Below are 8,460 nucleotides of genomic sequence, written 5' to 3' on the forward strand. Positions count from 1 at the left end.
CCCATGCCGGTCTTCAGAAACTGATCGAACAAATCCGAGGAGGAGCTTTCCATATACCCCAGCTTCTGAAAAATATTTTGCAGCCGGGGCAGGATCTCCGCCAGATTGCTTTCGTCCGCCACGCCGCCGCAGAGGGTATTGGCCAAAAGCCCGGCGAACATATTGCCGGAATTGGATTTGGTCGGGTCGGTGGTGCCCACGGAAACACTGCCGTAAAGCTGGGGAAGGCCGATTTCCTCCCAGGTTGTGCCGGCTTCTATGGTCTCGGTCAATTTTTCCATGTCCACCGTGTATACGCCGTTTGTAACGACAGCAAACCCGCTGTCGACCAAGGCCTGCGCCACGGCGCTGCGGGTATACAGGACGATGGGTGTATTGAGGATGATCTCACTTTTCACCGGGTCTCCATGAACCTGCTTATACAGTTCCAGAGCCGTCTGATTGGAGGGAAATAGGAAATCCCGCCCCTCGGCGTCGTCGGTGACCATATCGATGGAACCTGCCTTGGCGTAGTCGATGACCAGCCGATACCTGTCCCGCAGGATATCCTGTACCTCCTCGTCTTCCAGCAGGCCGATTTTTTCGCCGCCCACATAACCGTTGATTTCAGTAACGGTTTGGCTATTACTGATGAATACATAGGCAGCGGCGGCTATGATGACAGCTGCCAGGATGCCCAGCCCAATGAGCTTGGTTTTCATTTTCCGCCCTCCATTTTCAAGGTGCTTTTCAGGAGTTCGATATCTGCCTCGATATCCAGCAGCTCGCCCTGCATCAGATGGGCAAACTGCTTTTCAAAGGCGGAGTTCAGCACCGGCAGGGCCTCCGCCGTCTTTTGCAGAATATCGGCGACCTCCCCCGAATGAAGCTCCGTCTCCTGGAAATCCACATATCTTGTCAGCAATTTGGCGGCCGTATCCAGATAATAGGTAAAGAAGCGGCGCGCCAGCTTAATTTTGTCTGGATTTTCCTCCAGATAGGTTAGGATCCGGGCCCCGGTAGCATATAGAGCCTGCGCATCCTGCCGCACAGAGGAAGTTTTGATCTCTTTTACTGCTTTATCAATGTCTGCCAGGTCCGCCTGGGCATCGTCCAAAAGTTGCCGGATCTCTTCACCGCCAGGCATAGATTCCACATCAATTCCCGCGATTTTCCGGCTGGGCTTGAGCAGGAAAAACAGTCCGAAATAGATGCCGACACACAGCAGGATGCAGACAATCAGATTCCAATGGAAAAATAGGAACAGTAGCAGGAAGACGATTGCAGCAGCAAAGGAGGAAACGAGCATTCGCGAAGTCTCTTTCATCAGTTATACCCCTTTACGCTGCGGAACGCCTCCGTCAGATTCTCCCGGCCGTCGAACACCCGGGCATTGGTATACCGCGCCAGCTCCTCCAGTTGGGTTTCGTCAGCGTCTCCAAACATGATGGAGAAGACCGGGACCTCAGTTCCAAGCCCGGCGTAAGCCGCCTCAAAATCGGACAGGGACCCGCTGGACTGCCCGTCGGTGAGCAGGATGATCGCCGGCGTATACTGCGACAGATCATATTCTCCCAGCAGTTCAATCCCCCGCACGGCGGCCGCGTACATATCGGTACCGCCGCCTACTTCCTGGTTTTCCACTTTGTCATAAAGCGCTTCCAGCTCGCTGCCGTTGCCTGTGGCCGTATAAGTGTCGATCACGCCCCCGTTAAAGGGAATAAGGATATTCACCTCGTTTTCTGATGCCTGCAAGAAGTTTTTCCGGGCGTTCTCCTGGATGAGCAGCTGCTCCATGGCCTGAACCAGCTGTTCATTTCCCTCGCCGCTCATGCTGCCGGAGTAGTCCAGGCAGTACACGGTAAGGGAAGGCTTGCGGAAATCGGTTTGGTATAGATTTAGGCATTCAAACAGAACATCGGCAGCTGGCATTTTGATGGGGGAGAGCACCCGGTCGGGCTGCAGGCCCCAGTCGGCCCGGAATACATCCTTGTTTTTCTCCGAAACCCCGGTGTAGCCAGAACGGCGGCCGGTGCGCTGGATCTCGTCCTGCACATCCTCCGACAGCAGGTATTCCTGCAATTTTAAAAACAGTTCCTCCTGGCCATCGTCCCCTTTGTCCACATAGCCCAGGGGCGAATCCGCCAGCGAAAGACCGTCATAGGGGTACACTACATACAGCGGCTCCTCGCCACGCTCTTCCAGTTCCCGGTTGGCCTGGATGACCAGGCACTCGTAGTTCACCATAGCGTCATAATCGCCCTGCAAGAACATGTCCTTCAGCCAGTCCGAGCTGCCGGAGGAGCGGTCCACGCCGGAGAGAAGCTCCTGCATTTGCGCCCTCAGTTCGTCACTCTGCAGATCCTCCGATGTGATGACTTCCGGGTTGCCCAGGAGCGCGTACAAAAATCCGATATACGCGCTGGCGCCGGAATTGGACTGAGTGGCGCTGGTCATGCAGAAGCGGAGTTTTCCGTTCCGGATCGCCTCAAGAAGGTCGTTTACCGACACCTCCCGCCCCACAAATCCCAGCTCCTCCGCCAGGCTTTTGCGGATACCGAACACCACCGGCGAAATGGAGATGGATTCCGCGTGCTTGATCCGGTGTTCCGTATCCCCCACCGTCAGCCACAGGCTGCTGGCCGGCCACACGGCGTCATAGGGGATGTCTTCCTCTCCCAGTAGACGCATGATATCCAGCGAGCCCATATAGGTCATCTCAATGCGCACATGCTCCCTGTCGGAAAACTCCTCCAAGATCGGTTCCAGTTCGGAATTTTCCGATCCGGAAACAATACGCAGCACCGAGCTACCACCACCCAAAACCGTGTCGGCTTCACCTCCGTCCGTGCTTCCTACATTGCAGCCGCTGAACATTGTCAGTATCACGAAAATAGACAGCAGACAACCAATAAAGCCCCTTTTCATTTTCATAGTGAGACCCCTTCCTTTGCCAACATTCGTATATTGCAAAGTAAATATTTTTTACAATTACAACAACCCATTATATTTTACAATGCGTCGTGTAAAATCTGCTACCTCAGCAAGGTAAAAGATATGTATATTTGGAGCAGTATGTGGATGGAGGGCATAGAATAAAACAAAGATGCTGAACTTGACGACACCGCCAAAAATAGACGATATCGCAAACAACAAGGCTGAGAAGCATCTTTTCCTAACAGAATGAAAAACGCCACATACAGCGGCAGAAATGCCTCAAAATTGACCCGAAATCACACACAAAAGCGCTGATATATGCCACACCCCCTTTGGCAGAGAGCAATTCTCGATTTCTCTTAAAAATTCGTAATAGGTATTGTAATTATCTCTGATTTGTATTATGCTATATTCAAGATGAATTGGAGGTGCTTTGGTGAATACAGTTGGTGAGCGTTTGAAAACCCTGCGCGAAGGGATGGGACTTTCGCAAAAGAAGATGGCTGAGCTGCTGGATGTGACCCAGCCGAGCATCAACCGGTATGAACACGGGAAAGCGGTTCCTATTGAGGTCCTAATCGGGTATGCGGACTATTTTGATGTCTCGATGGACTATATCACCTGCCGCTGTGATGAGCCACAGGGCAAGCTGTATCAGGCACGACCGCCGATCTCCGACAATCCGGAATTGGGGAAGTTTATCGAGATGTGCTTTGACCCACATTCTCCGATGAACGGGCGGTTGAAAGAGGCCCTGTTCCGCATGATGGAGGGTAAACAATGAAAGCTGTGATTTACGCCCGATATTCTTCCGATAATCAGAGAGAAGCAAGTATTGAAGGATAAATCCGGGAGTGTACCGCCTTTGCCGAAAAGAACGGGATCACAGTCCTGCGGCACTATATAGACCGGGCTATTTCCGCTAAGACGGATAACCGGCCTGAATTTCAGAATATGATTAAAGACAGCAATAAAAAGCTGTTTGATATGATCATTGTCTGGAAACTTGACCGGTTTGCCCGGAACCGCTACGACAGCGCCCGGTATAAAGCGCAGCTCAAGAAAAATGGTGTGAAAGTGGTTTCCGCTACGGAGGTCATTTCAGACGGCGCGGAGGGGATCATTCTGGAATCCATGCTGGAAGGCTTTGCCGAGTACTATTCGGTTGACCTCTCCGAAAAAGTCGTGCGCGGCATGACCGACAATGCTCTGAAATGTATGTTTAACGGCGGGACGCTGCCGACGGGGTATGTGATTGACGCGGAACAGCATTTCCAGATCGACCCGGTCACGGCACCGTATATTCTGGACGCTTTCAAACAGTATGACGAAGGCGCGGCTATGACGCAGATTCGGGACTGGCTCAACGAGCAGGGCATGAAAAATACCCGTGGAAATCCCCTGACCTACAACAGCGTACAGCACCTATTGAAAAACCGCCGCTACATTGGCGAATATCAGTACAGGGATATTCTCATTCCTGATGGCATACCTGCTATCGTACCGAAAGACCTTTTTGACCGGGTACAGGCCAAAATGGAGAAAAACAAGAAAGCCCCGGCTCGTCACAAGGCTGAGGACGATTATCTGCTGACAACCAAATTGTTCTGCGGGTACTGTGGAGCCTATCTCTGTGGCGAAAGCGGCACCAGCCGCACCGGAGTTGTCCACCACTATTACAAGTGCGTTTCGGTAAAAAAGAAGCGCAAGGAATGCCACAAAAAGCCGGCTAAGAAGGGTTGGATTGAGGATTTGGTTGTCTCCGAGACCATGAAGATGATCATTGATGACGATGCAATCGAAGCTATCGTTTCGATGCTCATGGAGCTGCAGGAACAGGACAACACCAATATTCCCCTGTACGAACGACAGTTACAGGAAACGAATACCAAGATTCGCAACTTGATAAATGCGATCCAACAGGGTGTTTTGACCAAATCCACGAAAGAGAGCCTTGAAGAATTGGAGGCGGCAAAAGAAGAATTGGAAACCCGTCTTGCCAATGAGCAGTTGTCCAAACCTCCCAAGATCAGCGCCGAATTTATGACCTTCTGGCTCCACCGTTTCCGCAAGTTGGATGTCACCAAGCAGAGCCACCGGAAAATGCTGATAGACACCTTTATCAATGCGATTTATCTTTACGATGATAAAATGCTGATCACCTTTAACTACAAGGATGGAACGAAGAAAATCACTTTCAGCGAGATACAGGAAGCCTCTAAAAGGGATGCTTCTGGTTCGGATTTGGAATGCTCACCGGCACCAAAAAAGGTCGCTGTATTGCAGTACAGCGACCTTTTTTATTTTGTCACGGCTCAGTGCTTGTCAATCCACTTTTGACTATGTACGCGGTAACATCGGCCATGACAGACACAAAAAACTGATAAGATAGCTCATGGAATCTCCTTTCCGTGCTGGTTTTGTACATTGGGCAGCACGAGAGCTATTTTATCAGTTTTTGTTTTTATGGGAAGATTTTGGGTTCCGAATCTAAAGGACCGTCTCCCCTGGGAGTCGCCCCATAAAAGCCTTTGTGGGCGTTCTGTTCTCAAGACGGCTCGTTATCCGCAATGAACCTGATTCCCCACCAGTGAGGCCCTCCTGAGCGAGGTGGCCCGTTTCGCAGCCAGGTACCCCGCGCTTCACAAAATACAGATTACAAACAGCAAAGCCAGCCGGTTTTCTAAACCGGCTGGCTTTTTTACTGTTCGGTATGTTCCAGAACCGCCCGGATCATGGTAAGGGCAACTTCCTGCTTTTGCAGCGGCACATTCTCCCAGAGCGTTTCGATTGCCTGAATTTTGCTGACCTCATTTTCCTCCAGCTCGTCCTGGAGCAGATAATCCGGAGAAACATGAAGCGCGTTGCAGATGTCGATAAAGACCGGCAGGCTGGGCATCTTTGCGCCGCCCTCGATCTGCCGCAGATAGGTGGCATTGATGTTGCACAGCTCCGACAGCTTGTCCGCCGTCAGACCGCGTGCCTTCCGTACCTCGTTGATCCGCTTTCCCAGTTTGCTTTGTTCCATAGTCTATACCCGTCTGTTAGCTCTTGGCGATTATTTTGTTCACTTTAAGGCTACATTATCCTTGCAGGGGAAAATAGATTCTGATAGACTATACTTTATAAGCCAATAGCTTTATGCAGGGGGATGCGGTATGATTGTGACTTTTTGCGGGCACGCACAGCTTTCGCAGAACAGCGACGTTGAAAAATGGCTCTATACGGTGACGGAAAAACTCATAGAACAGGGCGCGGCATCCTTTTACCTGGGCGGTTACGGGGATTTTGACAGCCTGGCAGCTTCGGTTTTGAAGAACCAGAAAAAGCAGCACCCGCAGATTCAGCGGATTCTTGTTCTGGCTTATCTCGGCACCAGACAGGATGTTTCCGACTATGACGGCACCCTGTACCCACCGCTGGAAACGGTGCCCCGCCGGTTTGCGATTCCCCGCAGAAACCGGTGGATGGTCGATGCCTCCGACGCGGTGGTGGCCTGTGTGCTCCACGATTGGGGCGGAGCCGCCGCAACCCTGCGGTACGCCAGACAAAAGGGCAAATGGATTATTGCCTATGAACAGCCACAGCTCCACCCTCACATCACGGAAAAATAAATGGCAGTTATCCTCAAAATGAGGACAACTGCCATCTTTTTTATTTGGTTTATTGGGCCAACCGGGAAAAGTATTGCTCCAGCTTCTCCTCACAGATCTTCTCCATTTCTGCCTTCTCCCCGGCGGTGAGCTTCTTCCACACCGATTCATCCACCTGGACGATGCCCAACGTTCGGGTGTGGCGGAACATCTGCATATCCTCGAACCGCTTGAAGGGATTGGCTAGGATGTTTCGCTCGGCCTCCTTGTCGGTATACCCGCCCCGGGCAAACAGACTGTTGGGCTTTTCCACCACCAGCCCGGCAGCCCGCCGTCCCTCATAGTAGCGGCTGTTCTGGTAGATGTCGAAGAAGGGATACTGGGAGTAGAGATACCCGGCCTTCTCAGCGCCGAAGGTTTCGCTGAACAGGTCGATGAAAAGGTCCTCGGCAGCGCTGCCGGATACGGCTTGATACTTAGGCATGGGCAGACACCTCATTGATTTTCGGCAGCCGTTCGGATTCCGGAACTTCCGTTTGTAACTTGTGAAGAGTCGCCAGCGTAATGGGACATTGGCCGTTTGTCTGCTGTTTTCCGCAGTGGCTCCAGGCCAGTGCGCCGGGGCCGTTGTATTCCTCGGTAAAGGTGCCGTCGGGGGGGATCCTTAACACGAGCAGCCAATCCGGTTCGCTGGACAGCGCCACCCGGTCAATCTGGGTGGCCTTGATCTGCACAAGGCGTCCATCGGTGGCTTTGGCGTCGTGGGTTTTGGCGGAGGCTTCGAACAGTTCCAGCCCATACCAGCTGGCAGCCGGGGCTTCCCCGATGCTGCCGATCATGTGGCCGTCCGGCGTGTAATGTCTGCCGGGAAAGAGCTGCTCCAGTTCCCGGGAGATGGCATACAGTGCCTTGATCTTTTCAGCCACCGATCTCTGCAAAGAAATGCGGTTCATTCCGACACTTCCTTCAGCAAAATCTTCTTGGAAAATCCGCCGCGCCGTCGGCGCTTCTCTTTGCGCAGTGCAGTGAGTTCGTCCCAGGTCCAGCCCCGGGCAGCCACGACGGCCCCCATGACCTCCAGCAGATCGGCCAGTTCTTCCAGGGATTTGCTCTCCTGGTATTCGGCCAGCTCCTCGTTCAGCTTTTCATCCAGCAGCTGGAGGTACGCTTCGTCGGAGAGGGTTTCCCAGGTAAAGGTTTTGCCGAAAGCCTCGATAATCTCCGGGATGCGGTCCCGGACCAGTTTGTGGTACGTTTTCTTTTTGAGGGAAGCATACAGGCCAAAAGGAGGGGCGGCACAGGAATTCTGCCGTGCAATTTCCGCAGCCATCGTTTCGTACTGGTACTGGATGGTTTTCGGCTCTGTGCCGTTGGCCAACTTTTGCTGAATGAATTCGGCCGGGGAACGGCCAATCCTGTCCTGGAAGGCTTTCTCAAACCGCTGCCGCTCAGAATCTTTTTCCAATCCAATCCCTCCCTCGGCGTTTTTCGTCTTACAGACAATTTCAGTATACCGTTTATGGCATCCGATAAAGCGGATGCTCAACGGATCTGATTCTATTATAGAATATCGGATTGCACCGAACAAGGGAAAGCGCCCACGGAAGTATGTCCCATTCCTGTCACAATCCTTCCACAAACTTCCCGATCAGCCCATTCACTTCGTCCGGTGCATCGGTGTTGGCATTGTGTCCGGCTCCGGGAATCCACACCAGCGGAATGCCGGTGTTTTTGTGCCAGGCTTTGTTGTACCGGATGCAGGAACCGGCATGATCCTTTTCTCCGCAGATCAGCAGCGCCGGACAGGTAATTTTGTAGGGAAGGTCGGCTTCCATGGCTTCGGCCAGCATCCGGAACCCATGGCCTGACAGTCTGGCGTATCGTTCCTGGTCGCCGTCGTAGGTCATCATCATGGCGTGCATCAGGGCCTGTCCATAGGGCGAAGTGGCCA

General features: G+C 52.6%; 10 protein-coding genes and 1 pseudogene. 3 read left to right on the forward strand and 8 right to left on the reverse strand.

The features are described 5' to 3' along the window. From H6B10_RS10360 to H6B10_RS10370, 3 genes are all read right to left on the reverse strand, one after another. The coding region (locus tag H6B10_RS10360) for a hypothetical protein (RefSeq protein ID WP_204651537.1) at positions 1 to 701 on the reverse strand (701 nt) is incomplete at its 3' end. Next, complete coding sequence (locus H6B10_RS10365; protein ID WP_177754553.1) at positions 698 to 1,306, reverse strand: 5-bromo-4-chloroindolyl phosphate hydrolysis family protein; 609 nt, start codon at positions 1,304 to 1,306, stop codon at positions 698 to 700. The genes H6B10_RS10365 and H6B10_RS10360, both read right to left, overlap by 4 nt. Continuing rightward, a complete protein-coding gene (locus tag H6B10_RS10370; protein ID WP_087324737.1) occupies positions 1,306 to 2,913 on the reverse strand; it encodes a vWA domain-containing protein in 1,608 nt (535 codons plus the stop codon). The genes H6B10_RS10365 and H6B10_RS10370 overlap by 1 nt, the downstream gene beginning before the upstream one ends. 439 nt (positions 2,914 to 3,352) lie before the next feature. Between H6B10_RS10370 and H6B10_RS10375 the strand changes: the two genes are divergently transcribed. Together H6B10_RS10375 and H6B10_RS10380 are read left to right on the forward strand one after the other, a co-directional pair. After that, positions 3,353 to 3,700, forward strand: a complete 348-nt coding sequence (locus tag H6B10_RS10375) for a helix-turn-helix domain-containing protein (protein WP_177754555.1) — start codon at positions 3,353 to 3,355, stop codon at positions 3,698 to 3,700. Next, positions 3,697 to 5,256 (forward strand): annotated as a pseudogene (locus tag H6B10_RS10380) (recombinase family protein). Before H6B10_RS10375 ends, H6B10_RS10380 begins: the two are co-directional and overlap by 4 nt. Before the next feature lie 361 nt (positions 5,257 to 5,617). Here H6B10_RS10380 and H6B10_RS10385 read toward each other — a convergent pair. Further along, positions 5,618 to 5,944, reverse strand: coding sequence for a helix-turn-helix domain-containing protein (locus H6B10_RS10385; RefSeq protein WP_204651538.1), 327 nt, complete (start codon positions 5,942 to 5,944; stop codon positions 5,618 to 5,620). Between the two features lie 130 nt (positions 5,945 to 6,074). Between H6B10_RS10385 and H6B10_RS10390 the strand changes: the two genes are divergently transcribed. Continuing rightward, positions 6,075 to 6,530, forward strand: coding sequence for a hypothetical protein (locus H6B10_RS10390; RefSeq protein ID WP_204651539.1), 456 nt, complete (start codon positions 6,075 to 6,077; stop codon positions 6,528 to 6,530). Positions 6,531 to 6,579: 49 nt separating this feature from the next. Here the strand turns inward: H6B10_RS10390 and H6B10_RS10395 are convergent, their stop codons facing one another. The 4 genes from H6B10_RS10395 to H6B10_RS10410 all read right to left on the reverse strand — a co-directional run. Next, the gene (locus H6B10_RS10395; protein ID WP_204651540.1) at positions 6,580 to 6,993 is read right to left on the reverse strand and encodes a hypothetical protein; all 414 of its coding nucleotides are present in this window, start codon (positions 6,991 to 6,993) and stop codon (positions 6,580 to 6,582) included. Continuing rightward, positions 6,986 to 7,462: a DUF6998 domain-containing protein gene (locus H6B10_RS10400; protein ID WP_204651541.1), complete on the reverse strand. Its 477-nt coding sequence runs from the start codon at positions 7,460 to 7,462 to the stop codon at positions 6,986 to 6,988. Before H6B10_RS10400 ends, H6B10_RS10395 begins: the two co-directional genes overlap by 8 nt. Beyond that, positions 7,459 to 7,974: a nucleoside triphosphate pyrophosphohydrolase gene (locus tag H6B10_RS18870; RefSeq protein WP_345941733.1), complete on the reverse strand. Its 516-nt coding sequence runs from the start codon at positions 7,972 to 7,974 to the stop codon at positions 7,459 to 7,461. The genes H6B10_RS10400 and H6B10_RS18870 overlap by 4 nt, the downstream gene beginning before the upstream one ends. A 157-nt stretch (positions 7,975 to 8,131) precedes the next feature. Continuing rightward, positions 8,132 to 8,460: alpha/beta fold hydrolase (locus H6B10_RS10410; protein ID WP_204651542.1), on the reverse strand; the 329-nt coding region annotated here is incomplete at its 5' end.

This window comes from Gemmiger formicilis, assembly GCF_016901605.1.
GTDB classification, from domain to species: domain Bacteria; phylum Bacillota; class Clostridia; order Oscillospirales; family Ruminococcaceae; genus Gemmiger; species Gemmiger formicilis_B.

Coding starts and splice junctions, on each gene's coding strand:
- H6B10_RS10395 (WP_204651540.1), bottom strand. CDS start 6,993: ATGCCTAAGTATCAAGCCGTATCCGGCAGCGCTGCCGAGGACCTTTTC.
- H6B10_RS10400 (WP_204651541.1), bottom strand. CDS start 7,462: ATGAACCGCATTTCTTTGCAGAGATCGGTGGCTGAAAAGATCAAGGCA.
- H6B10_RS10365 (WP_177754553.1), bottom strand. CDS start 1,306: ATGAAAGAGACTTCGCGAATGCTCGTTTCCTCCTTTGCTGCTGCAATC.
- H6B10_RS10385 (WP_204651538.1), bottom strand. CDS start 5,944: ATGGAACAAAGCAAACTGGGAAAGCGGATCAACGAGGTACGGAAGGCA.
- H6B10_RS10390 (WP_204651539.1), top strand. CDS start 6,075: ATGATTGTGACTTTTTGCGGGCACGCACAGCTTTCGCAGAACAGCGAC.
- H6B10_RS10370 (WP_087324737.1), bottom strand. CDS start 2,913: ATGAAAATGAAAAGGGGCTTTATTGGTTGTCTGCTGTCTATTTTCGTG.